Origin of the sequence: Noviherbaspirillum aerium, assembly GCF_008929045.1 — a bacterium.
In the GTDB taxonomy this organism is placed as follows: domain Bacteria; phylum Pseudomonadota; class Gammaproteobacteria; order Burkholderiales; family Burkholderiaceae_D; genus Noviherbaspirillum; species Noviherbaspirillum aerium.
In genome coordinates this window covers 283009-306713 of record NZ_VFAH01000006.1, presented here as the reverse complement: position 1 = coordinate 306713, position 23705 = coordinate 283009, and the positions used below count along the sequence as shown (strand labels likewise).

Here is a 23705-nt window from a genome sequence, read left to right as displayed (position 1 = left end):
ATGCGTTAAGCTAACCAGTACTAATTGCCCGTGCGGCTTGTCTCTATAACCTTGACAGGAATGGAAGCAAGAGTAGAGGGTGTGCCATGATTGACATGAGCATCACGCCTGCCAGTAACGAGTCATACCACACAAGATAAATCGAACGCCTGCCGCGACGCAGGCGACTTCTTCCGGATTGGGCAGTACGTTGCGCGGGCATGCAAGGGCATGGCGCGACGGATTGCCGACAAGTTAAGCCTGATGACTATAGCGAGTTGGTCCCACCCCTTCCCATCCCGAACAGGACCGTGAAACGACTTTGCGCCGATGATAGTGCTGCAACCAGTGTGAAAGTAGGTCATCGTCAGGCTAGTTCTACCGCATCAGCCCTGCCTCCTTATGGACGCAGGGCTGTTTGCTTTGCGCGGCTAGTAAATCGCTATGCCGATGGATCGCGGACAAGGTTAAGCTCGTGCCGCATCGCTCGGTGGCAGTCAGGAAGAGTTGCCTCCATGTCAGGGCATTGACCATTTCAAGTCAACCTAAGCATCCGGTCTGTGCCGTGTTGATGGGAGTACGACTCTAACGTTGAGATGACAAGAGCGCAATTGCGTCCCAGTCCATTAACACCTTAGAGTACGTATTCATTGCACTTTCGCCAAAGACTCTGCCTCCGCTGGTTTCCATTGACTGCAGGACGTATACCCTTAGTGAGCATAATGGAAAGCAGTGGGCGCTTGATGCCAATCTCATAGCGATCACTTTGAGATGGAAATTCTTCTACACTCATTCTGATGTGGCATTTCGTGAATACTATTTTCACCCCTGCTACTGTTCGCAGCATACGGCATCGAGACGAAAATCGCTGGTATCGAATGTGCGGCAGTCTCAACGTCTCCGTGAGCATGCTATGACTTTGGGCCGATATTACATTGGTATGTATTCGAAGCCGTCCTGAATCACGCCGACTAGCTGAGCGCGATTTTCCGCGCTTTCGCTGAATTGAATGAGCACCTGTTCACGCGTGAGGCCGGACGAAAGTCCGTCGAGCCAATAGTTGAGGCCGAGAGTGTCGGGTGCTCGGTTCAGAACATTGTTGTAAAGCTCCGTCAGGAACTGGCTGTTCGACAGGTTGGATCCATATTTGCTGGCGAATTCCGTTGAGGCAGTGAAGTTGTATGCCACATCATTCAGACTCAATCCCTTGTTCATCATCTGATTCCAGTATATGAGGCCGCTGACGTCCGGTGCGCGGTCGAACGCGGCCTGATAGAGCCGGTATGTCTGCGCGGAGTTGCCTTCGGAATTCAGGATGACTTGGGCACGGTTCTCAAAGCTTTCACTGAAGCTGATCAAAACGGTGGATCGTGTGACGCCCGCGCTGAGCATGCTGCTCCAATACGCCATCCCTTCGGCGTCCGGCTCGCGATGAAGCACATTGTTGTAGAGAAGTGCCAGAAATTCTTCATTATCTGGCTCTGTCCCATGTGCCTGCCGAAATTCGTCAGAAAGGAGGAAACTGTCCGCGACGACATTCAAACCAACCCCCGCATCCATCAGACTGATCCAATATCCCAGCCCGGCGGCATCAGGCTTGCGATTGAATGCTGCCTGATAGAGGCGGTAACACTGTCCAGCGACGCCGTCGGCGTCGAAGGCAATCGCCCGGTCCTCGAAGCGCACTCGCTCAACGTCAAACACGGTGTCCGTGGTGTTCGCATCGTCTGATCTTGTGAAGATGGAAGCGACTCCTGACCGGGACTGCAGATAATCTGCCCGATTGCCAACAAGATACAATGTATCAATCCCGATGGTGCCGGCGATGAGCTGCGTGCCGGCACCGGCGACAATATGTCGTCCGTCAGCCGATGTGACCGTTTGGGTTACGGCATAGCCGAGGTCCCGCAACATCGCCAGATCGAGTCCGGAAAGAGCACCGCCATTCGGCACAGTAGGACTCATGCGATCGGTTGCGCTGTCTATGCGATAGATCGACCATGAAGTGCCAAGCGCTTCAAGAGCCACTTTCCCGCCATTGATTGCCGTAGCCATCCGCCCATGAAAATAGGGTTTGTCACCATCAATGGTCACCATGCTGTCGTAAGGCGTGACCAGCGAACCTGACAGCACTCCTGTGGCGGTGTCTCGGAAGCCGTGTACACCCAGTGTGCGAAGGATTTCGTGGACCAGGAAATTATGAGCACCCCTGCCTATCCACGCCTGCGGATTCCAGTTGCCTGAATCATCGGCCCAGATTGCCGCGTTCTCCAGAAACTGGCGTGAAAGCCGGAGAGCTCCGTCGGCACTCGCTCCGTTTGTATCGATTCCCGATTGGACTTTGATCGAAACAATGCCGGATACCATACCCGACGCGGCGTCATAGTAGGATTCGGCCGAGGCGTATCCGGTGTTTTCAACGCTGGTTCGCAGCTCGATGATTGAAGCGGGTCCCGAGATAAGATGCGATAACTGAACGCTTACCGCATTGAGCATCTTGATAAGAGAGGCCGGTATCGCCGGAAACATGCCTGTGGAATCGCTATAGGACGAGAGGTTGAAGGTAATCATTTCGACAGCATGCGGGGATAACGTTTGAATGGCAGGCGCCTGAGGCGTTAATGTAGGGTGCCTCGCCGCAGGTGCCGAAAGATCAGTAGCTCACCCAGGACCGAATGGGCAATGCCGGTCAGGGTGGCCAGCACGGCTGCGATTGCGAGATAGATGTGCATGTGTGTCTTTCGTGATTTGGCAGTAGTGTTTAACGTCCTCAATAACCGGCGCATTCCAATGCAGCAGCGTTAATGTGCAGGTTATGTACCGTGGGGTCGCTCATCTTTCAACTCGATGAAATTGACAGGTATATCCGGTTGAGGAATCGCGCCCGCGTACACTGGTGCCGATGGTACATCCGGTTCCATGAACTTCACCATCCCGGGAGATGAAAAGACAAGACATTCAGTCGTTATGTCGTTTCTTGTCAACGAAAGAAGATTTCCGGTTCGAATTTCATCCGGGAACGCAGCGCCTTGTTGTTTCTCCATGAAGCAGTTTTCGGGATCGAGTTGCGCTGGATTGCAGGCATCCATCGGCCAGAAGAACGTCCGCCGAAGCGTCTGGTTGCAGTGACCCCGACGGAAGTCAATCTAAGGCTTGCTCAAACGCCAGATGTGCACGAGCTGTTTCCCATATGCGCTATGGCACTGGCATGTGCCTTGGCCTTGCATGGATTGCTGCCGTGCCTGGCGGGTAGGAAAAATTCCGCGTTCTCGTCTGGCACGGCATGGCTCGGGACTGGTATGGGAAAGAATCGGCTTGCCCCGGGAGGCAAGCCCTGGCGACCGTACATGCATCCGCAAGTCGCTCTAATCTCGCGTCATTATGGCCGCTACTTCAGGTGCGCGAGATAGTGCGCCAAGTCCTGGATATCCTGATCCGACACCCCATACAGCGCACTGGCCATGATGGTGTCGCGACCCACCGCCTTGCCTTCCTTGAATTCGCGCATGGAGTGCACAAGATAATCTTCGCGCTGGCCGCCGATACGCGGCATCTGCGCCTGTCCCTCATAGTTCGGCAGATGACAGCTGGCGCAATGCATCTTGCTCGCCAGTACGCGCCCGCGTTCGAACTGCACCTCCCGCTTCTCGCCTGGCTGCGGCTTGAGCGGCATTGCCGCGAAATGTTCCGCAAGGGCCGTGATCTCCTTGTCCGTAGCCTTGTCGAGTACGCCCGCCATGGCGGGAATGACTCGCAGGCCTTCGCGGATGACGATCAGCTGATTCTCCAGGAATACCTTCGGCTGGCCGGCCAGTGACGGACTGTTGGGCATCTGGGAATTTCCGTCCGCTCCATGACAGGCGCTGCAAGCCGCCACCCTCTGCGAGTGCGCCGCCGCCGCCGTTTGCGCGGACGACGCCTTGCCCGGCGCCTTCCCCTGCGCCGCCGCCGGCCCGCACAGCGCCATCAGTGCGGCCAGTGTTGCCGCTGCGGCAGTGGATGCCGCCGTGCACCGGGGAACCCGGCGCACGGCTTGAGTCGATGCGCCGAATGCGTTACTTCTTTGCATAGGACTTTGCATAGGAAATCCGGTAGATGGCGCCAAGCTGTTCGTCCGATACCAGGAGCGAGCCATCCCGCATCTGGGCGATGTAGGCTGGCCGGCCCCAGAAGGTGTCGGCGCTCTCATCCAGGAAGCCTGTCATGAACGGCGTGATCTTCGCATTGCGTCCGTCGGCGTCGGTCTTGACCGCCACGACATCAAAACCGAATTTCTTGGTGCGGTTCCAGGATCCCTTGCGGGCAATGAAGGCGGCGTTCCGGTACTCGGCCGGGAACATGCGGCCGGTATAGAAGTGAACGCCCATCGCGGCGGCATGCGGGCCGACAGTAGTGACCGGCATGGTCACGCCATCGCAGGCATTCGCCTTCTTGATATCCGGATCGGAGATGCCATTGGCATGGCAGTACGGGAAGCCGAAATTCTGGCCGGACTTCGACATGCGGTTCAACTCGTCTTCAGGGCCATCGTCTCCCATCCAATCGCGGCCATGATCCGTAAACCAGAGCTCCTTGGTTACCGGGTGCCAGTCGAAGCCGACGGTGTTGCGGATGCCGCGCGCCACCACTTCCATTCCCGAACCGTCGGCATTGTAGCGGCGCAGCTGTGCATATTCCTGGCCCGGCTCGCAGATGTTGCAGGGAGCGCCGAAGGGCACGTATAACTTGTTGTCCGGACCGAAGCTGATGTACTTCCAGTTGTGATGCTGCTCGCGCGGCAGGTTGAAGCTGGCAGTCATGTCGACCGGCTGTACGTTCGGATTCTTTGCAATGCCGTCAAAGCGCAGCATCTTGTCAATCGCCATGACATAAAGCGCGCCGTTGCGGTATGCGACACCGGCGGGCTGCACCAGCTTGTCGACCACCACGCGGCTGGTGCGCTCCTTGCCCTTGTCCGTCACTTCATAGACGCGGCCGATGCCTCGCGTACCGACATAGACCTTGCCGTTGTCGCCGAACGCCATGGCGCGCGCGCCCGGAATGCCGGTCGCCCAGACCTCCGCCTTGAATCCGGGAGGAAGCTTGACCTTATCCAGCGGAATGTCGCTCGCGGCGGTCGCGGTCAACTTGCCGGCATGGGGGGCAAGCCTGGAATCGGCCATGTTGGCGGCCCGACCCTGCTGCCATGCCGGCGGTGGCGGGGCGACCGGAGCGGCGGCCGGAGTCTGCGCGGGGGTGGTTGATGAGGTCGTGGTCGCGGCCGACACGGCGGGGCCGGCAGCGCCCTGCCCCTGCGCTGGCGGGGCCGAGGCCGGAGAACTTCCGCCTTTTCCCTGAACCACTGCGGCAGGGACTGAAGGGTTCTGCGCACAGCCCGACAGCACCGCCGCCGCGAGCAGCGTCAAGGTGGTCGTTGCTGTCCTGAGGGGAGCGTTGTTCAGCCTGAGTTTCATTCTTGGTCTCCAGTTATTGATTTATTTGTGGCTACAGACAGGAAATTGCAGCGTAGATGTTACCAACAATTGAGCGGGCAGGTTGTCGGTGGCCCGACCCGCCTTTACGTGACCTCAAGGATTCGTCAAGCCCTTCTGCGTCCGTGCGATGCAGAGCGGGTTGCAGGTCGGTGCGATGCCGCGTTCGAACCCTTCAAGCAAACCCGGCAGCGGGCCGACTGCGGCGTAACGAGGGCGCCGAGTCATCCTTGCCCCAGCTCCGCTACGACGTGTCGCCCTGCCTGGCATTCGGCCGGTTCGCGAGTTTGCGGGATTGTTGCACCGACTTGCCACCCGCGCTCGCTGGAGCCATTTCATGCCATCAGCATGCGGCTCTCCCGCAAGGGGCGTTGTGCTCGTCATCCACCGCTCGGCCGTGGATTCCTCAGTGCGTCAATCGGCCTTGCCGGTCGCAACGCACTCTTGCCGTCATGGGGGAATGGCATGACCCGGGGTTGGCAGGAGCCATCAGGTCATGGCGCAACGTCATTGAGAGGACAGCTTCAACGCCATACTCTGGTCCGGCGTGCCTTCGACGTAATCGTGGCCATGGTTCGTCAGCCGCCAGACGCCACTTTCAGATTCCTCCACCAGGTTCTTGTCCTGCAGCAAGTTAAGGTGGTGGCGGACAATCGGCGTTTCCACATTCAGTCGCTGTGAAATGCTGCTGGTGGTAACCAGCGGCTCAGGCGACTGCAGAAGTTGGCCGAGAATCGCTTCCATCAGCATCATGTCCCGTTTCATTGCTTCCTCGTTCGCAAAAAACGCCATCTTAGCCGATTCTTCCCGGCGCCTGACAGCATGCCCACGCCCGGGCGCCTCCTCACTCCATGTGGATTCGCACCGGGTATCCGGCTGGCGGTGCCGGAGGCGCGAGCGATTTGCCGTGCGGCCCCGATGCCAAAGTCTCCGGACTTGCCAGCATCGCTTCGAATTCGGCAGCGGGCAACGGCTTGCTGATGACATAGCCTTGTATTTCGTCGCAGGAAGTGCGGCGCAGGAAGTCGAGATGCTCCGCATTCTCCACGCCTTCCGCGACCACCGTCAGCTTCAGCGCGTGCGCCAGGTCGATGATGGATTCGGCAAGGATGAGGGGATTGACATCCGATGCCTGCTCCTCGTCAAGGAAGCTGCGGTCGAGTTTCAGGCCGTCGAGCGGAAACTTGCGCAGGTGCGAGAGCGAGGAGTAGCCGGTACCGAAGTCATCAATGGAGAGACGCACGCCAAGCTGCTTCAGCTCCCGCATCACCGAAATGGCAAGGTTCTGGTCTTCCATCAGCGCGGATTCGGTGATTTCAAGTTCCAGAATCTCCGGAGGCAAGCTTTCCTGAGCGAGCGCCTTGCGCACCGTATCCACGATGGTGCGGTCGTGCAGCTGGCGCGGCGACAGATTGACCGATATGTTCAGCATCCTTCCGCCGTTCCTCCAGGCGGAGGCTTGCCTGATGGCTTCGGCAAGTACCCACGTACCGATTTCGGCGATACAGCCGTTTTCTTCCGCCAGCGGTATGAAACATCCCGGCGGCACATTTCCTAACGCAGGATGCTGCCAGCGAATCAGGGCTTCGGCGGAGACCACTTCCAGGCTGCGCAGATTCACGCGCGGCTGATAGTGCAGCGTGAATTCACCGCGGGCCGCCGCACCGCGCATGTCCTGCTGCAGGGTGTGCCGCCGCAAGGCCTCGTCGCGCATTTCCGAAGTGAAGAAACGATACGTCCCTCCACCCTGTTCCTTGACGCGATAAAGCGCGGTGTCGGCGGCTGACAGCAAGGTTTCGCTGGCCGTTGCATCCTGAGGGTAAAGACTGATTCCGACCGAACCGCCCACCTTGATCTCCTGCGATTCCACCATCAGCGGGGTTGCCAGCGCATCAAGCAGTTTCTGTCCCAGACGCGCGGCCGAGGCCACGCCCCGGCGGCATTCCGCCAGCACGACGAACTCGTCGCCGCCGAGACGCGCAACCAGATCATCGGGGCGCATGCAGGCACGCAGCCGGCGCGCGACTTCCCGCAGCAGTTCGTCGCCGAAGCGGTGACCGAGAGAATCGTTCACTTCCTTGAACCGGTCGAGATCGAGGAAAAAGACGCCCAGGGACGAGGCGCCGCGGCGATCGTTCAGCCGCGCCGAGAGCGAGGCATCGAGCACGCTCCGGTTGGGCAGATCGGTGAGCGCGTCGACGGTCGCCAGTTTCTGCATCTGCTGCGCGATGCGGATTTCCCGGGTCACGTCGGTGGTGGCGCCGCGATAACCCGCATATACGCCCTCAATGTGGAAGGGTTCGCCCGACATGCGCACATGCCTGACGACGCCCGGATATTCCGGAAGACCGACGGAAAACACCAGGTCGCGGAACGGTTCTTTGGCGGCAAAACGGCGGATGAATTCCTTGACCCCCTGCTCTTCCATGTCGTGCGCGGTATAGGTCATCGGCCGCCCGATGATTTCCTTCGGCTGCAGGCCGAGACGCTGCTCGATGCCTTCGGAAATGAAGGTGAACACGGCGTTTGTGTCGACCTCCCAGTACCAGTCCGTGGAAAGCTTGGTGAGGCTATGGAAGCGCTCTTCCCGCAGCGCCAGCTCGCGTTCGGCCTCGACCTGCGGCGTGATGTCGCGTCCCACCGCGACCAGCCCCTTGCGTTCGCCGGTATCCGGGTCGCGCACCGCGCGCAGATTGATGCTGATCCAGAAGGTGCTGCCGTCACGCCGTTTTCCCCGCAATGTCGCCAGGCCGCGCGGGCGTGTGCCGCGCGTGGCCGCCGCGTGATCCAGATCTTCGGTCAAGAGGAAGTCGGCGGCTTTTTTGCCAACCATGTCTTCCGGCTCGTAGCCGAAGAAATCCCGATGGGACGGAGATACGTAGACATAGCGCCCTTCGGGACTGAGATGGGCGATCATGTCTCCTGCGTTTTCGGTGAGCAGCCGGTGTTCGGCTTCGCTGCGCAGCAGGCGTTCCTTGCTCTCGTAATGGCTGGTCACGTCGGCCAGGCTGCCGAGCAGGCCTATCACGTTGCCGGCATCATCATGGCGGGGCGCCGCGTTGCTCAGGAGCCAGCGGACGCTTCCGTCGCTGCGCACGATCCGGTATTCCATGGTGTGATGATGCCCGGCCCGGGCACGCTCCGCTCCCACGGCGAACAATGCCGCATCGTCCGGATGTACGTAGCTGATCCAGTCATCGAAGTTGAATGCCTCGGGAGGCACCACCATTGCCGACCCGGGATCAAGATAGACGCATCGCCGGTTCATATCCATTTCCCAGACGACGGCAGGCGCCTCGTCGGCCAGACGACGGGTACCGTCCCGTGTATCGGTATCGGGCATCATACGCTTTATCATAGTTGTGTTTCAGGGCCTGTTTACACTGCATTCTGGGGTGGCGAAGGCGCCGCAGGCGTTGCTGGCCATGCGCCACCGCCAACACGGGTATTGGTGATGGCGCATCTTCCGAACGAAGTGTGAACAGGCCCTAACAGCCGGACCCATATGCCGCTGCTGAGCGTGTCTCGCTGCCATGTAACCATAAAAAGTTGGCCCATTGCAATAATAAATTGGCGCAGGGCTGGCAAACAGCCGATTTGGTGAGAGAGCTGCAACATGCTCTGTCCGATGAGCGAGGCAGGTTGAAAACCGATTGTCCAAATGATGGACGGAAATCAAGCCCAGGCCGCCTCAGCATGTTGGCGCGGCCCTGGGTGCTTGCCGCGCTCGCCTGCTTGCATCGAGACGATTTCGCCAGATTTCCAATGCATATGGCAGGCAGAAGCGAGTTCGATGACACTGTTTGTTCTAACAAAGTAAGCACGTGGCGCGGTGTCATGCTGGTGCACCGCACCGATGCGCCAAGAACAATCGATAGCATCGGCAGAATGCATGGAGCCGCAACCGTCAGCAATCCGGCGAAGATGGGGAGCGGCAGTCCTATCATCGGATCTGCAGCCATTGCTGCGCTTCTCCACCCACGCGCAGCCACACCCGGGTCTTTCCGAATTGCGATGAGCCCTTAAACGTCCGCTAACCGAGAGGGAACCTGACCGGACGGGCTCGCACGTCGCCACTACTGCTATCACCTGAATGCCGCGGGCGGCCCGACACCGGCAACGTCGGCAAGGTCGGGAATATCGGCAAATGCATCCGATCACGCGGAACAGGCGAACGATGCAACCGCGGCCAGCGTTGCCGCAGCCCGTGTGCCAGCAACAGGTAGCCTAGCGAAAAGGGCCGGTACCCGAAGGCACGGCCCTACTCGCCAGCAGGAACTTACTTTGCTTTCCCGTATCCCCGATCTTTGGGGGCAACCATATCCTTGCAGGTCTTGCCGCTACCCTTGGTAGTGGTCGCCTTATTGCACTCGCGCATACTACCAAAAGGATCTGCACCGCCACCAGGCTCACCGCCACCGGTGTTCTGCAGAGTCACCTCGGCGATGATATTTACTGGAGCTCTTCTCGTAGTGAATACCAGCGGCGGAACTGAAACAGAGAAGGTGGCTCCGTTGTATTCGATCGTCTGCGCGCCGCTAAAAACGATGCGGAAATCGACAGCTGCGTCATCTACGCACTGCGGGTAAGTGGCAGCATTTGCCTCTGCGGTAGCCGGATCATCGCAAATCGCGGTTAATGCGGGGTCATTGAATGCAGGGGAACCCCCGACAAACAAATCAGGTATACCGTTGAACGTGAGTGTCCTGTCGCCGATGTTAAGGTTGAGTGTGACGCGGTGATTTTCGAAGCTTCTACCATCCCCGACCGGGAAAGTGCCGTAAGCTATCAGGGCTCGCTCATTGAGCGCGGCTTCACCCACTTTCACCGGTTGCGGCGTCCCCGCGCTGATTACAACATCTCCTGGGTCAATGACTTCGGAGGGCAAATTCAGACCGCAGTCAAACCCGTCTATCCCACCATTAGTTAGCAGTGCAGAGGTGAATCCAGGCGCAAACGGACGCGGCTGCGGACCGGTCGGCATGCACAGGGGAGGATTGGGACTGTAGTCCTCGCCCTTGATAAAGGTGACACCGCGAATCGATATGGTGGCAGTACCGGTACTGCCGGTTCCGGCCTGAGCAGACATATTGGTGGTGCCGCGCTGGACAACCGTGTCCGGAGCAAACCGGCCGGCAGACCCGTCAGCCCGGACAGATGCGAAGTCCGAGTCCGAGCCGCCACACGCGCTCAACAGAACACTTGTACATGAAAGTATGATGATTGGTCGCATCATGATTATTCCTTGTTGAATTGGTTTCACCCGGGAGCCCCTCCCTGGTTCCGCGGATCGCTTGGCGCCGTGCACTATCCGCTGCGCATCCCATATTGATTGCTTCGTTAAAAGAGCAATCAAGCTCCTCCGAAGACAGCCGACCTGCCATGGTCATATACAACTTTTACGACCTTCTTATGGCGATTTCAGTGTAATGACAGGTATTGACTTTGCAGGATGTTCAGCCTTGTTATTGATATGACTCACATGGGTTGGGAAGCGGCACATTATTAAGCTTCGCATGAGGAAAGCGCGCGTCGCCAACTGTAAATATTTTAACGGCGGGCTCAGTCGAAATGGCTTAATCACCACTCGGTCGCGCTTAATATTTACATCGCCAAATTGCATTTTCTTAATGCTGCCAGGGATGAAGGGACACGTGTGAATGAAAAATCATTTGCGGCAAAAATTCAACATGATCATCTTCAATACCGACACCATGGAACAGAAGTGTCTGAAGGAATGCCGTTGCATTGGCCAAACCGGGTGGCTGCGTACACATCGGCAATGGTCAACCGGAAAAATCATCAAATTAACAGTGATGAAAAATAATGAGGCTCGAAATATTCCCTGGGCTGTGTTTGGTACGCGTTGCGAGCGGTTCAGCATCCCTGAGTCTCGGCAAGGAGCCACAACGCAGTACCGCGGGAAAATGTGCCTGCATCGTCAGTACAGTCAGATTGAAAACTCTAGTACTACAGTTGTATTTGAGGTTTAGGGTGCGAGGCCTAGAATTGCTCCGGACGATGTGCGTGACGACCGGCGTTCCCATGTCATTGATTACTTGGGGCGTCAGGATGGGATTCTGGTGATTGCTGAGACCGGGTTTCTAAAGATGGGTTTGCATTCGGCAGGTGTGCAGCGTCAATACAGCTCTGACTGTTCCGGAATTCCGCAAGCTACGCTGGCAGCCGGTATGGCGAATGCCACCGGTGACGTTCATTATTCCTCAATCATTCTGGCACCGATGACATCAGTCCATCGCTATGCTCTGCCGGTATCGCCGACCCGCGAGGAATGAGATCCAACTGCAGTAATAGAGCGTTTCTTAAATGCCGGAAAAAATTATCATGGACAAAAAGTTTTTAATTAAATTAATTTAATTTTTCCTGCTTGTCCGAAGCAGTGGCAGCTGTTTCCGCCGGCAAGTGCAGCGAGTTTGCCTTGCTGCGAAAGACCAGCGGCTTCTCCTGCGCTTGCCGGATACTCTGCCCATTGTCCGTCCATTGCGTGCAGCCGTCCCGGAAGCGCTGGCATGGAGAATGATCTGCGGCAGATCGCCATGGTGCGGCGACCTGCCGCAAACCGGATCGGCGTTGGCTGGCTCGCCCGTCAGCGCGAAGGCCTGGCAGCCGCAGCCGCCGAGATCCCTTGCCTTATCCGGACAGCTTCTGCACGGTTCCTTCATCCAGCCGTCACACCGGCTTTGCGTGGCGACGTCGGGAAAGCTTATGCCGGGCGGCGAGCGCGCCGCATCGGCTATCACTTCTGCCCTTCACCCTGCGGTTCGACATAGCTGAACACCTGCCGCAGATAGGCAAGAAAGGTTTCATCGGTCGCCATTGTCTTGCCTGGCGAGTCGGACAGCTTCGCCACCGGCTGGCCGTTGCAGGCAACCAGCTTCATTACCACATTGAGCGTCTTCAGCCCGGTGTCGTTGCTGAGGTTGGTGCCGATGCCAAAGCCGGTCAGCGTGCGGTCCCGGAAGTGGCGGTAGAGCGCGAATGCCTTGGGAAAATCGAGCGCGTCGGAAAACACCATGCGCTTGGTCATGGGATCGATGCGCAGCTTCGCATAATGGGCCAGCGCCTTTTCTCCCCACACGAAAGGATCGCCGGAGTCATGGCGCAGGCCGTCGAACAGCTTGGCGAAGTAGAGATCGAAGTCGGCCAGGAAGGCATCCATGCCGACCACGTCGGTCAGCGCGGTGCCCAGATCGCCCCGGTATTCCTGCACCCAATCCTCCAGCGCCGCTTTCTGGAAATCGCGCAGCCGCACGCCGAACGCCTGGTAGGACTGCAGGTATTCATGCGCCATGGTGCCGATCGGCACCAGGTTGTATTTCCTGGCGAGATAGACATTGGACGTGCCCTTGAAGAACTCGGGGACTTCGCGCGCCAGCGTGGCCACCACCTCTTCCTGCCAGACGCCGGAAAAGCGCCGGCGCACGCCGAAGTCGAAAAATTCGAATGGCTGCCGGCCCTGCGGCTCCTTGCCGAATTCCCTGAGCATGGCGATCTTGGCGGCCAGCCGCTTGCGGCCCTCGTCGATTGCCGGTTCCTGCGGAAAGCGCCGGAAATAGAGTTCATTGACGATGTAGAGCACGAAAATCTCGAACGCCATCACATGCACCTGCGGACCGGTGGCGATGATGCGCAGCGCGGGGCCGTCGGTTTCCACGCGGATGAACTTGCGCTGGAAGCGGAAGAGGGCGAGGAAATCGACAAAGTCGCTCTTGATGAAGCGCAGGCCGCGCAGGTAGTCCAGTTCCTCGTCGCGGAAGGACAGCGTACAGAGATGATCGAGTTCCTGTTCCATCTCCTCCTTCAGCTCCGCCAGCGGAAAGGCCGGCGTATTGCGGCAGGCAAACACATATTCGGTCTGCGCATCGGGGTGGCGGTGCAGCATTGTCTGCCACATCGTGAACTTGTAGAGGTCGTTTTCCAGGAGGCTGCGTACGACAAAGGGGGCCGAATTCATTGCGGTGTTCTCGTCGGTAAGTTCATGGTTGGCGATGATGCACGGCAAGCCGCGCTTCTCCTGCATTATCAGGCAGCTTTCGCCTTGCTAAGTTCTAACGCTGCCGCTTGAACAGATACGGGTTCATTGCCCGCGCGGAAAGCTCGACCTCGTCGCCGGGCTTGAGCATTTCCGCTTCCTCTTCCGAGGCGATCACTTCCAGAATGTCCGCGCCGAGCAGCAGCGTGACGATGTGCAGCACTTCCTCGCGCCTTACTGCCAACACCTGCGCATGCAGGTTGAGCTGGCCCGACAGGCGGTTCTTGAGGAATACGTCGGCGGGCGTGCCCGAGGCGACCAGGCGCCCGGCATCTATCCGCAACACATGCTGGGCCAGCTTGAAGACTTCGCCGAGGTCATGGCTGACCATGAGCGTGGTCAGGCCGAGGCGGCGGTGCAGCGCGGCCAGCTCTTGCTGCAGCTCGCTGCGCAGCTCCATGTCGAGCGCCGAAAGCGGTTCGTCCAGCAGCAGCAGTTGCGGCTTGCGCGCCACCGCACGCGCCAGCGCAACGCGCTGCTTCTGGCCGCCGGACAGCTGCGCCGGACGGCGATCCGCAAGTGCGGTGAGCGCGGTCAGCTCCAGCAGTTCGTCCACCCAGGAGGAATCGGCCGCCGCATAGCCGATATTCTCGCGCACGGTCAGATTGGGAAACAGCGCATAGTCCTGGAACAGGAAACCGATTGGGCGCTTCTGCGGCGGCAGGTCGATCCTGCCTTCCGAATCGAACCAGGTCACGTCGTTGAGGACAATGCGCCCCTGCGCCGGCCGCAGCAGACCGGCGAGCATGCGCAGCACGCTGGTCTTGCCGGCGCCGGACGGTCCGAACAGGGCGGCGAAGCTGTGGGTGGCCAGTTCGGCCTGCACATCGAGAGCGACCGTTCCGCTTGCTCCCTGCAGTGTGTGCCTTAATGAAAATTCCAGCATTCAGCCTCCGCGTTCAAACCTTCAGCCACTTCTTGTTGGTCATGTATACCGTCAGCAGAACGATGAAGCTGACCGCGAACAAGACCAGCGCATAGAAATTGGCGGCCGCATAGTTGAGGCTTTCCACTTCATCATAGATGGCGATCGATGCCACCTTGGTCACGCCGGGTATGTTCCCGCCGATCATCAGGATCACGCCGAATTCTCCGATGGTATGAGCAAAGCTCAGCACCACGCCCGACAGCAGGGCCGGCTTGATGTTGGGCAGCAGCACCCGCACCAGGGTGAACCAGTCGGGCTTGCCCAGGGTGCGCGAAGCTTCGATCAGCGAATAGGGCAATGCCTGGAAGCCGGACTGGATGGGATGCACCATGAAGGGCAGGCTGAAGATCACCGAACCGATCACCAGGCCGGCGAAGCTGAACACCAGCCGCACATGAAACCACTGCTCCAGCCATTGTCCGAAGGCGTTTTGCGGACTGAAGGCCAGCAGCAGATAAAAGCCGAGCACCGAGGGCGGCAGCACCAGCGGCATGCTGACCAGGGTCTCCACCAGCGGCTTGAAGCGGGTGCGGGTATAGGCCACCCAGTAGGCGAGCGGGATGCCGATCAGCAGCAGGATGAACGTCGTCACCGCCGCCAGCCGGAAGGTCAGCAGCAATGGCTGCCAGTCGTGGCCCAGGAAAGTCGTCAAGCCCATGCCGTTCATTCGGCGGCTTCCTTCACCACCGTCATTTCATTTGCCTTGATCAGCGCTTCCACGCTGTCGCCGCGAAGGAGGTTCAGGGCATGCGCCGAGCGCGTGGTGATGATGGAGGCGATGGCCTGGCCATGGAAGTCCAGCGTCACTCTGGTCATCAGCTTGCCGTGCTCCACCTGCAGGACGATGCAGGCCAGGCGGTTGCGCAGGCTGATCTGTCCCGCCAGGTTCTTGGCCAGGGACACCTCGGCTTCCTTGAACATGAGCGTCACCGGCATGCCTGCCTGCCAGGCAGAGACTTCGGCGGCAGCGCCGATCAGCATCGCGGTGAAGCGCTGGCCGTAAGCAACGCAATCGACAAGCGCGATGCTGCCGTGGATGTCGACGGCATCGATGCGGGCGGCGATGCGGTTCATGCCGTCCGTCCGCGGCGTTGGTGGAAAAATGATCCGGTCATGCGCTTGTCTGCTTTGCTGGTTCTCAGAAAATTCGATAAAGATACCCTCGATGGAAATGTCGGCTGCCATTTCGTCATTGCGCCACTACGCCACTTCGATGGCACCCGCAATCCTGTCGACAGGCAGCATTGTCCATGGTTTTTCGCCGTACCGACATGCTGTTTACGCCGACATGCGCTATAACGCCAGCAATATGTCCGTAACCCGAGCGGCTGATGCTGCCAGGCGCTGCCCAAACATGCAAAGAAATCAATAACTTTTATGATTGGATTAATTGAGAATGATTCTGACTGGATCCATTATCGCCTGACGGGGTGGCGACTGCTGGGCTGAGCGGCGATGCACCGGCCGCGCCGCCTGCTGCCTCCCGGTGGAAACCTCTAACAGCCAGCCCGCGCTCCTCTCAACGGCTGGCAACGACTACCCTGCATGTCGGCGAATGTGGGTGGGTGAAATCGCCTTTGACGGGCAGTACGGTGCCGCGCCCATCTACCACCGTCGCCATGCTGCGCAAGGTGTACCGGAGCATGATCCCCATCGAGCGCTGCTCGATGGGGATCGGGCATGTGATTGTCGATGACGTGAGCTGAATGTCATGCGAACCGGCTCCGCCATCGGGCTTCAATACATCTTCAACTGCTAAAGACCTTGCCCGTCATGCCGCATGTCCCGGTTTTCCCGGTCAAACTTGGGCGCGGTCCGCACGCTCCACAGCATGGTGACGGCCAGCACGCCCACCACCACGCCGAGCGACACCAGGACGGGAATCTTGATAACGTCGACCAGCAGCATCTTGGAGCCGATGAACAGCAGGATGATGGACAGCCCATAATTGAGCAGGTGGAATTTGGCCGCCACCGCTGCCAGCAGGAAGAACATGGCCCTCAGACCGAGGATCGCAAAAATGTTGGAACTCAGCACGATGAACGGATCGGTGGTGATGGCGAAGATCGCAGGTATCGAATCCACCGCGAAGATCACGTCGGTTATGCCGACCATGGCCACTACCATGAGCAGGGGCGTCGCGATACGCCTGCCGTTTTCCAGGGTGAAGAAGCGTTCGCCATCGAACCCCCTGGATACCGGCAGCAGGCGCCGCAGCAGCTTCAACGCGGGGTTGTCCTCCAGGTCGGGCTCCTTGCCCGCCGCCAGCCACATCTTTACTCCCGTGATCACCAGCAAGGCGCCGAAGACATAGAGAATCCAGTGGAACTGGGTGATCAGCCAGCCGCCGATCAGGATCATGATCGTGCGAAGCACGATGGCGCCGACCACGCCAATCATCAACACCCGCTTTTGGTATTCGGGCGGCACTGAAAAATAGGTGAAGATCATCAGGAAGACAAAGATGTTGTCCACCGCGAGCGACTTTTCGATCAGGTAGCCGGTCAGGAATTCCAGGGCGCGGGCATTGGCCAGCGCGGCGTCGCCGGTGGCATCACGTACCGCCCACCAGAAGAGGGCATTGAAAGCGAAGCTCAGTCCTATCCAGGCGAGCGACCAGTTAAGCGCCTCCTTGACCGTGACGCTATGCGCGCCTTGCCGGCGCAGAAGCACAAAGTCGACATAGAGCGCGCCAATGACGCTGGCGACAAAGAAGAGAAGCAGCCAATCAGGAGCAATGGTATTCATGAATGAACTCCAGCAAATGGGTTGTCGAAATCGGTTCGATATGCGATATGCGATATGCGATATGCGATATGCGTAAAGGGTCTTGCTGGAGGTCCTTGCTGGTCCAATGCGGTCCCGGGATCGTGACTGCCACGTATCCGGATTGACGGGTTGCCGCCACGGCATCTGCCGTTCGCTACTCCCCCTTTACGGGAATGGTTGAAACAGCTGCTCAGCGCACGATCAGCACCGGCGTCTTGCAATGGGCGAGAACCTTGGCCGTTACCGAACCCATCACCAGGTTGCCCAGGGCGGTATGTCCGTGCGAGCCCATCACGATCAGGTCGTATCCATCCCTGGTCGCCGTCTCCGCAATGATTTCGGCGGAATGGCCATGCCGGTATTGCGTCTTGACCTTGTACCCGCTCTCCTCGAAAAACTGCCGGGCGGGATTGAGAACCTGCTCGGCTTCATCCCGGTAGTAATTGGCCACGGTCTCCTTGCCCACGACCGCCGCGGCATGCGGCGGCACGTCCGGCACGACATGAAGCACCATGTAATCATGATGCACGGCAAATAATTCCGGATGCGCGGTCAGGTATTCCTGTACAAGACGGGAGCAGTCGCTGCCATCAAGGGCAATGAGAACTTTCATATTTCCTCCAAGCGTGAATGGATGAAGACATGTATTCCAGTTGTCGGTGGCGCCTCTACATCGAGTTAATTGTCAATTAACTATGCAACACATTAGCGGAAGCCCGCTTGAAGAAAAGCGGGAAAAACGGAAGCGAAACTACAGGTTTTTTGGAAGTTGCTTGCAGGATCGATACGGCCCGGGTTGGATGGGTGGCTCCTCCATTCGGGCGCTACGGACGGGAATGCAGCAGCGCGGTGTCATTGCTGTGATCAGCGCGCCGTCAGAAGTGTAACCGTTAGAAAAACTTCTACAGTCGGAAACTCCTTCCCCGCTAGATTCACTCCCGCGCTGCAAACAGCTTCACGCTGTTCATGTAGTGAAAATTTCAACAAAGGGATGATGACATGCAAAAACGGCCAACTCTTAACTCCGGGATTTCACTGATCGCCTTGGCAGGATTGCTAAGCGCCTGCGGCGGCGGAGGCGGCGATGGCGCTCCCGTGTCGCAAACCGCCGGCACCCTGCGCGTGTCGATGACCGATGCGCCTGCGTGCGGCTATGACGCGGTCAACGTGACCGTCAGCAAAGTGCGTATTCATCAAAGCAGCAATGCCGCCGAAAACGACAGCGGCTGGACCGACATCACGCTGTCGCCGGCGCGCAAGATCAATCTGCTCAATCTGACCAACGGCGTACTCGAAGAACTCGGTCAGGCGGCATTGCCGGCGGGGCGCTACACGCAGCTGCGCCTCGTGCTCGATACCAACGCTGGCGCCGCAGGTGCGCGTCCGGCAAATTCCGTCGTGCCGTCAACCACCGGTACCGAGGTGGCGCTGGAAACGCCGAGCGCCGCGCAGAGCGGCATCAAGCTGACAGGCAATTTCGATGTCGCGAGCGGCCAGCTGGCCGACGTCGTGCTTGATTTCGATGCCTGCAAATCCGTGGTCAGGAAGGGCAACGGCGCCTATGCGCTCAAGCCGGTGGTCTCGGTGATCCCGGCCGTCCTCAACGGCATCAGGGGCGTCATCGATCCGGCGACGCTCGGCTCCGGCACCATGGTCACCGCGCAGCAGAATGGCGTCATCATCCGCTCGACCGTGCCGAATGCCAGCACCGGCGAGTTCTATCTGGCCCGCATGGAACCTGGCAGCTACGATGTCGTGCTGACGTCCGATGCCCGCGCCGCGGCCGTCATCGCCGCCGTTCCGGTCGCCTCGGCAACCAGCACCGTGGCCGTTTCCACCAGCACCGCGCCGATCAAGCTTGTGACAGCCGCCACGCCGCCCGGCTCCATCAGCGGCACGGTCACGCTCACGCCGGCCAGTGCCACGGAAAACGCCTATGTGGCCGCCAGGCAGAGTTTCGCCAACGGACCCACCGTAACCATCAAGTACCAGGGCGCGGAAGTGGCAACAGGGGTGTACAGCCTTGCCAATCTGCCGACCGTGCCGCCCCTGCTCGGCAGGTATGATGCAACGCAGCCTGTCACGCTGACTGCGCAAACCAACACCGTGCCGGGAACCGGCAGGTACGCGGTGGAAGCCGGCGCCAACGGCTATGCCCCGCAGACCAGTGCTTCGGTCGATATCTCGACTGCGAGCCGCACCGGCGTCGACTTCAGCCTGAAGTAAGCCCGCCGCAAGCACCGGCAGGGCAGGGATGGCAACATGCCCTCGCCGGTTTGATGCATCGCGCATGGCTCTACTCGGCAGCCCACCGCCGCAAGCCCGCACAAATGCATGAAGCCCGTCATGGCGGGCTTCATGCATTCAGTATTTCCAACATTCTCCGGCGCTCCGGCGCGCATGCAGGCTGCAGGCATGCAGCAAGCCGTGCTCGGGGTTTTCGCCCCGGGCCGCTGACCCCATCTCACTCCATCTTGATATTCGCCTGCCTGATGATGCGATCCCACTTGCTGCGTTCGCTCTTGATGAAGCGGTCGAATTCCGCGGGGCCCGAGCCGTCGGCGCGCGTGCCGAGCGCGGCCAGCTTCTGCACCACTTCCGGGTCCTTCAGGATTTTCGCGGTCTCCTTGTGAAGCACATCGACAATGTCGGACGGCGTCTTCGCCGGCGCGACGATGCCGAACCAGGACAGCACTTCCGCATCCTTCACGCCGGCTTCGCTCATCGTCGGCACGTCAGGCAATTGTTCCAGGCGGCGCGGCCCCGCCACCGCGATCGGCCTGATCTTGCCCGACTTCATCTGCGAAATCACCGACGGCGGCGTTTCGATGGCGCCGGTGACCTGTCCCGAAACGATGGCGGTCAGGGATTCCGCTCCGCCCTTGTACGGCACATGCGTAAGCTTCACATTCGCCGCCCGCTGGAACAGCTCGGCGCCGAGATGCGGCGTGGTGCCGTTGCCCGGCGAGCTGAAGAAGATATTGCCGTCATTCTTCCTCGCATAGGCGATGAATTCAGGCAGGGTCCTGGCTTCGACGGCATTGTTCACCACCAGCACCATCGGCATGTCGGCCACCATGGTCACCGGCGCGAAACTGGTCGCCGGGTCGAAGCTGAGCTTGGAGTACAGGCTGCCGTTGATCGAGAGGATGCCTGCCGATGTCATCAGCAGCGTATAGCCGTCGGGCGCCGATTTCGCCACCACGTCCGCGCCCACGTTGCCGCCCGCGCCCGGCCGGTTCTCCACGATCACCGGCTGGCCGAGCGACTTCGACAGCCGTTCGCCGATCAGCCGCGCCATTACATCGGCCACGCCGCCCGGCGCGAACGGCGCGATGATCTTGATAGGCTTGGCCGGATAGGCATCCTTGGCCAGCGCCGGCGCGCATCCGAGAGCGGCTGCGGCGATCAGTGCCAGTGCGGTTCTTCTGGTTTTCGATATCATGTCTCTCTCCTTGTGTCCTCGGGTCTTGGTATTTATATGTTGTCGCAAGTCTTGTATCGGTCGATGCTGCAGCCGGTCAGGCTACCTCAATCTCCACCAGCACGGGCGTCGGTGAACGCAGCGCTTCGGCCAGCACGTCGCGCAAGTCTTCCGCCCTGTCCACGCGCATGCCGTTGCAGCCCTGGCCCCGCGCAAGCGACACGAAATCGATATCGGGCAGGTCGGTGCCTTCCAGTTTCTCGTCCGCCTTGAAACCGAAGACCGCCGCGAATTCCTGCAGCGCGGCATACCTGCGGTTCTTCAGGATGATGAAGGTGATCGGCAGCTTCATCTGCGCCGCGCTCCACAAGCCCTGGATGGAATACATCGCCGAACCGTCGCCGATCAGCCCGATCACCTTGCGGTCGCGCTTGACCATGGCCACGCCGACCGTTGCCGGCAAGCCGTAGCCGAGGCCGCCGCTGCACATCGTATAGAAGGTTTCGCTGCGCAGGATGGGCAGGTAGTTGTGCATTACCGGCCGCGAGCTCGGCGCTTCCTCCACCACGATGGAATCCGGCGCCCGCAATTCGGCCAGCGTCTGCAATGCGAAGGCGACCGACATGCGGCCGCCCGGCGCGGGCCGCTCGGCCCGGCGCGCCGGGGTGCGCAATGCCGGCTCGGGCCGTGAAGGCGGCGCGGCGCGCAGCAGCAGGTCCTGCACGCCGAGACGGATGCTGCCGACGACGGAAGTGCCGTCCGGCGTCCAGGCGGCGATCGCCGGATCCTCGATCAGCTGGCACAGCGTCGCGCCGGGCGGCACATGCGGTCCGAAGCCTTCGACGTGATAGGTGAAGGCTGGCGCGCCGATCACAAGGATGAAGTCATGCGGCGCCAGCAAGCCGACGATCTTTTCGCGCATCGCCGGCAGGAAGCCGGCAAACAGGCGATGGTCTTCGGGAAAGCCACAGCGCCCCGACATCGGCGCGGTGAAGACCCGCGCATTGTGGCGCTCGGCCAGTTTGATCACGGCGTCCCAGGCCTCGCCGCGGTCGACGGCGGCACCCACCACGAAGGCGGGCCGCGCGCTGGCATCGAGCGCCTTGCCGACCTGATCGAGCACCGCCGGGTCGGGGCGCGTGCAGGCGCTCACCACCCGATGCGGCACCGGTTCGGCGGGGCGATCCCAGTCGTCGGCGGGAATGGATACCAGCACCGGGCCGCGCGGCTCCTGCATCGCGATGTAATAGGCGCGGGCGATGGCCAGCGGCACGTCTTCCGCGCGGGCCGGTTCGCAGCTCCATTTCACATAAGGCTTGGGCAGCTCGGTTGCCTGCCCGGAAAACAGGAAAGGGTCAAAGGGCAGGATGGCGCGCGCCTGCTGGCCGGCGGTGATCACCATCGGCGTGCGGTTCTTGTGCGCGGTGAAGATGTTGCCCATCGCATGGCCCACCCCGGCAGCCGAATGCAGGTTGACGAAGGACGCATTGCGGCTGGCCTGCGCATAGCCGTCCGCCATGCCGACCACCACCGATTCCTGCAGGCCGAGCACATAACGGAAATCTTCGGGAAAGTTGCGGAACAGCGGCAGTTCGGTCGAGCCGGGATTGCCGAAGATGGACGTCATGCCGAAGCGGCGCAGCAGGTCGATGACTGCATCGCGCACGGTGAAGGCGCCTGGCGTTGGCGTTGCAGAGGGTGTGGATGAGGTGGCTGGGGACATGAAGTGCGTTCTCGGGGTTGGAGGTGCTGGCTGAAAAATGGGTAAAAGCAGGTAACAGCTTTCGTTCCGCAAGCAGGGTGAAGGCAGGGTTTCGCCAACCACCGGTGTGTGCTGCCGACCGTATCGGCAGCACACACCGGAGCCGGGCACGCAGCAAAGCGTGAGGGCGGGCAAGACTTCATGCGCTAATGCCCTCTCCCTCGCTCCTGCCCCCGTCCGCGTGCGGGAGAGGGATTTCCTTCTTCGCTTGCCAGTATGTCAAACCCAGACTTGCTGCGGAATTGCTTTATTCAATCAAAGTCATTACATTGCGGTATGACTTTAGACGGCCGACAGATCACCGCTTTCCTTGCCATCGCCACCCACGGCAGCCTGGGGCGGGCGGCGGAAGCCATGCATATCACCCAGCCTGCGCTCAGCCGCATCGTCAAGCGGCTGGAAGACGAGCTGGGCGCGCCCTTGTTCGAACGCAATTCCAAGGGCATGCGGTTGACCGCCTTCGGCGAAGCGCTGCTGCCGCGCGCCACCCTGCTGCAGCAGGAAGCGCTGCGCGCCACCGAGGAAATCCAGGCCATGCGCGGCCTGAGCAAGGGCACCATCCGTGTCGGAGCAATCGGCAGCATCGCCAGCTCCATCCTGCCGCTTGCAATCCAGCAAGTGCTCACTCGCTGGCCAAACCTGCGGATCGACGTGGTCGAAGGCGTATGGGACCGGCTGGCGGATGCACTGGTGACGCATGAAATCGACATTGCGCTCGGCACCCACATGGAAGACAGCGACGACATCTGCGCGATTGCCGATTGCCGCTGGACCGACACCAGCCACGTGGTCGCGGCGGCCGGCCATGAACTCAGGAGGCGGCCCGAGCTCGCCCTTGCCGACACGCTGGAACAGCGCTGGGTCATCGTCCCGCGCGGCACCGCGCCCTATGAAGACATGCGCCGCATGTTCCGCCGGCACGGGCTTGGCCTGCCGAACATTGTGGTCGAGACCCGGTCCATCGTCGTGCTCAAGAGCCTGGTGATCAATGCCGGCTTTCTCAGCTGGATGCCGGCGCCGATGTACGAAGTCGAACGCAGGGCGGAGCTGATCGACGCCCTGCCGATAGCGGGCGCTCACGCCGAGCGCACGCTCACCGCATTTCGCCGCCGCGAAGGACTGCTGCCGGGCCCGGCGGCGAAGCTGGTCGAGGAACTGCGCAGGATCGCCACGGCGCCGCGCGATGGCGGTTGATGGTTTTCCGCGCCTGACAGCTTACTCAACTCCCACCCACCTGATTTGTAATGACATGAAGGTGAGTTTTTCCTCGGTATTACGCTCTCCCCGCATTTGCCTTCACAAACTCGACTTATCCAGCT

Annotated in this window: 20 protein-coding genes and 1 rRNA gene; 6 read left to right on the top strand and 15 right to left on the bottom strand. The window is 60.1% G+C overall.

Annotated features, from left to right (window positions below):
• Positions 1–239: 239 nt before the first annotated feature.
• A 5S ribosomal RNA gene (gene rrf, locus FH061_RS12035) occupies positions 240–352 on the top strand.
• A 557-nt stretch (positions 353–909) separates the two neighbouring features.
• Here the strand turns inward: rrf and FH061_RS12030 are convergent.
• From FH061_RS12030 to FH061_RS12000, 7 genes are all read right to left on the bottom strand, one after another.
• Positions 910–2550, bottom strand: a complete 1641-nt coding sequence (locus tag FH061_RS12030; RefSeq protein ID WP_151636056.1) for a DUF4214 domain-containing protein — start codon at positions 2548–2550, stop codon at positions 910–912.
• 242 nt (positions 2551–2792) lie between these two features.
• On the bottom strand, positions 2793–3023 hold the full coding sequence (locus FH061_RS12025) for a hypothetical protein (protein ID WP_151636055.1): 231 nt from the start codon (positions 3021–3023) through the stop codon (positions 2793–2795).
• Positions 3024–3367: 344 nt separating this feature from the next.
• Positions 3368–4048 (bottom strand): c-type cytochrome, encoded by a 681-nt coding sequence (locus tag FH061_RS12020; RefSeq protein WP_225984622.1) that lies wholly within the window; start codon positions 4046–4048, stop codon positions 3368–3370.
• The gene (locus tag FH061_RS12015) at positions 4035–5141 is read right to left on the bottom strand and encodes a PQQ-dependent sugar dehydrogenase (RefSeq protein WP_151636078.1); all 1107 of its coding nucleotides are present in this window, start codon (positions 5139–5141) and stop codon (positions 4035–4037) included. The genes FH061_RS12020 and FH061_RS12015 overlap by 14 nt, the downstream gene beginning before the upstream one ends.
• Positions 5142–5957: 816 nt before the next feature.
• Positions 5958–6203: a winged helix-turn-helix domain-containing protein gene (locus tag FH061_RS30425; protein ID WP_192805031.1), complete on the bottom strand. Its 246-nt coding sequence runs from the start codon at positions 6201–6203 to the stop codon at positions 5958–5960.
• 91 nt (positions 6204–6294) lie between these two features.
• Positions 6295–8796: a sensor domain-containing protein gene (locus tag FH061_RS12005; protein ID WP_192805030.1), complete on the bottom strand. Its 2502-nt coding sequence runs from the start codon at positions 8794–8796 to the stop codon at positions 6295–6297.
• Positions 8797–9729: 933 nt separating this feature from the next.
• On the bottom strand, positions 9730–10686 hold the full coding sequence (locus FH061_RS12000) for a hypothetical protein (protein WP_151636052.1): 957 nt from the start codon (positions 10684–10686) through the stop codon (positions 9730–9732).
• Positions 10687–11110: 424 nt separating this feature from the next.
• Here FH061_RS12000 and FH061_RS11995 point away from each other — a divergent pair, with 424 nt between their 5' ends.
• Both FH061_RS11995 and FH061_RS31770 read left to right on the top strand, forming a co-directional pair.
• Complete coding sequence (locus FH061_RS11995) at positions 11111–11443, top strand: hypothetical protein (protein ID WP_151636051.1); 333 nt, start codon at positions 11111–11113, stop codon at positions 11441–11443.
• Positions 11444–11473: 30 nt separating this feature from the next.
• On the top strand, positions 11474–11746 hold the full coding sequence (locus FH061_RS31770; protein ID WP_192805029.1) for a hypothetical protein: 273 nt from the start codon (positions 11474–11476) through the stop codon (positions 11744–11746).
• A gap of 461 nt (positions 11747–12207) precedes the next feature.
• Here the strand turns inward: FH061_RS31770 and pncB are convergent, their stop codons facing one another.
• The 4 genes from pncB to FH061_RS11965 all read right to left on the bottom strand — a co-directional run bounded on the left by pncB (position 12208) and on the right by FH061_RS11965 (position 15505).
• Positions 12208–13425: a nicotinate phosphoribosyltransferase gene (gene pncB, locus FH061_RS11980; RefSeq protein ID WP_151636077.1), complete on the bottom strand. Its 1218-nt coding sequence runs from the start codon at positions 13423–13425 to the stop codon at positions 12208–12210.
• A gap of 94 nt (positions 13426–13519) precedes the next feature.
• Positions 13520–14389: an ATP-binding cassette domain-containing protein gene (locus FH061_RS11975; protein WP_151636049.1), complete on the bottom strand. Its 870-nt coding sequence runs from the start codon at positions 14387–14389 to the stop codon at positions 13520–13522.
• 13 nt (positions 14390–14402) lie between these two features.
• Positions 14403–15098, bottom strand: coding sequence for a molybdate ABC transporter permease subunit (gene modB / locus FH061_RS11970; protein WP_225984620.1), 696 nt, complete (start codon positions 15096–15098; stop codon positions 14403–14405).
• The gene (locus FH061_RS11965; RefSeq protein ID WP_192805028.1) at positions 15095–15505 is read right to left on the bottom strand and encodes a TOBE domain-containing protein; all 411 of its coding nucleotides are present in this window, start codon (positions 15503–15505) and stop codon (positions 15095–15097) included. Before FH061_RS11965 ends, modB begins: the two co-directional genes overlap by 4 nt.
• Positions 15506–16008: 503 nt before the next feature.
• On the opposite strand from FH061_RS11965, the gene FH061_RS31480 reads away from it, so the two are divergent.
• Positions 16009–16137 carry a hypothetical protein gene (locus FH061_RS31480; protein ID WP_264158738.1) on the top strand — a complete coding sequence of 43 codons (129 nt, stop codon included), beginning with the start codon at positions 16009–16011 and terminating at the stop codon, positions 16135–16137.
• A 49-nt stretch (positions 16138–16186) separates the two neighbouring features.
• Here FH061_RS31480 and FH061_RS11960 read toward each other — a convergent pair whose 3' ends face one another.
• Together FH061_RS11960 and FH061_RS11955 are read right to left on the bottom strand one after the other, a co-directional pair.
• Positions 16187–17179, bottom strand: a complete 993-nt coding sequence (locus tag FH061_RS11960) for a TerC family protein (protein WP_151636047.1) — start codon at positions 17177–17179, stop codon at positions 16187–16189.
• A gap of 211 nt (positions 17180–17390) precedes the next feature.
• Positions 17391–17813, bottom strand: a complete 423-nt coding sequence (locus FH061_RS11955) for a universal stress protein (RefSeq protein ID WP_151636046.1) — start codon at positions 17811–17813, stop codon at positions 17391–17393.
• 386 nt (positions 17814–18199) lie between these two features.
• Here FH061_RS11955 and FH061_RS11950 point away from each other — a divergent pair, with 386 nt between their 5' ends.
• Positions 18200–19426, top strand: a complete 1227-nt coding sequence (locus tag FH061_RS11950; RefSeq protein WP_151636045.1) for a DUF4382 domain-containing protein — start codon at positions 18200–18202, stop codon at positions 19424–19426.
• A gap of 238 nt (positions 19427–19664) precedes the next feature.
• Here the strand turns inward: FH061_RS11950 and FH061_RS11945 are convergent, their stop codons facing one another.
• Together FH061_RS11945 and mdlC are read right to left on the bottom strand one after the other, a co-directional pair.
• On the bottom strand, positions 19665–20645 hold the full coding sequence (locus FH061_RS11945) for a Bug family tripartite tricarboxylate transporter substrate binding protein (RefSeq protein WP_151636044.1): 981 nt from the start codon (positions 20643–20645) through the stop codon (positions 19665–19667).
• Between the two features lie 76 nt (positions 20646–20721).
• Entirely contained in the window at positions 20722–22347 is a 1626-nt protein-coding gene (mdlC, locus tag FH061_RS11940) for a benzoylformate decarboxylase (protein WP_151636043.1), read from the bottom strand.
• A gap of 315 nt (positions 22348–22662) precedes the next feature.
• Between mdlC and FH061_RS11935 the strand changes: the two genes are divergently transcribed.
• On the top strand, positions 22663–23580 hold the full coding sequence (locus FH061_RS11935) for a LysR family transcriptional regulator (RefSeq protein WP_151636042.1): 918 nt from the start codon (positions 22663–22665) through the stop codon (positions 23578–23580).
• Positions 23581–23705 lie beyond the last annotated feature (125 nt).

What these genes read in the sequence shown, in the direction of transcription:
- FH061_RS12030 (WP_151636056.1), bottom strand. Translation starts at nt 2,550, where the DNA reads ATGATTACCTTCAACCTCTCGTCCTATAGCGATTCCACAGGCATGTTT.
- FH061_RS12025 (WP_151636055.1), bottom strand. Translation starts at nt 3,023, where the DNA reads ATGGAGAAACAACAAGGCGCTGCGTTCCCGGATGAAATTCGAACCGGA.
- FH061_RS12020 (WP_225984622.1), bottom strand. Translation starts at nt 4,048, where the DNA reads ATGCAAAGAAGTAACGCATTCGGCGCATCGACTCAAGCCGTGCGCCGG.
- FH061_RS12015 (WP_151636078.1), bottom strand. Translation starts at nt 5,141, where the DNA reads ATGGCCGATTCCAGGCTTGCCCCCCATGCCGGCAAGTTGACCGCGACC.
- FH061_RS30425 (WP_192805031.1), bottom strand. Translation starts at nt 6,203, where the DNA reads ATGATGCTGATGGAAGCGATTCTCGGCCAACTTCTGCAGTCGCCTGAG.
- FH061_RS12005 (WP_192805030.1), bottom strand. Translation starts at nt 8,796, where the DNA reads ATGATGCCCGATACCGATACACGGGACGGTACCCGTCGTCTGGCCGAC.
- FH061_RS12000 (WP_151636052.1), bottom strand. Translation starts at nt 10,686, where the DNA reads ATGATGCGACCAATCATCATACTTTCATGTACAAGTGTTCTGTTGAGC.
- FH061_RS11995 (WP_151636051.1), top strand. Translation starts at nt 11,111, where the DNA reads ATGAAAAATCATTTGCGGCAAAAATTCAACATGATCATCTTCAATACC.
- pncB (WP_151636077.1), bottom strand. Translation starts at nt 13,425, where the DNA reads ATGAATTCGGCCCCCTTTGTCGTACGCAGCCTCCTGGAAAACGACCTC.
- FH061_RS11975 (WP_151636049.1), bottom strand. Translation starts at nt 14,389, where the DNA reads ATGCTGGAATTTTCATTAAGGCACACACTGCAGGGAGCAAGCGGAACG.
- modB (WP_225984620.1), bottom strand. Translation starts at nt 15,098, where the DNA reads ATGAACGGCATGGGCTTGACGACTTTCCTGGGCCACGACTGGCAGCCA.
- FH061_RS11965 (WP_192805028.1), bottom strand. Translation starts at nt 15,505, where the DNA reads ATGAACCGCATCGCCGCCCGCATCGATGCCGTCGACATCCACGGCAGC.
- FH061_RS11960 (WP_151636047.1), bottom strand. Translation starts at nt 17,179, where the DNA reads ATGAATACCATTGCTCCTGATTGGCTGCTTCTCTTCTTTGTCGCCAGC.
- FH061_RS11955 (WP_151636046.1), bottom strand. Translation starts at nt 17,813, where the DNA reads ATGAAAGTTCTCATTGCCCTTGATGGCAGCGACTGCTCCCGTCTTGTA.
- FH061_RS11950 (WP_151636045.1), top strand. Translation starts at nt 18,200, where the DNA reads ATGCAAAAACGGCCAACTCTTAACTCCGGGATTTCACTGATCGCCTTG.
- FH061_RS11945 (WP_151636044.1), bottom strand. Translation starts at nt 20,645, where the DNA reads ATGATATCGAAAACCAGAAGAACCGCACTGGCACTGATCGCCGCAGCC.
- mdlC (WP_151636043.1), bottom strand. Translation starts at nt 22,347, where the DNA reads ATGTCCCCAGCCACCTCATCCACACCCTCTGCAACGCCAACGCCAGGC.
- FH061_RS11935 (WP_151636042.1), top strand. Translation starts at nt 22,663, where the DNA reads ATGACTTTAGACGGCCGACAGATCACCGCTTTCCTTGCCATCGCCACC.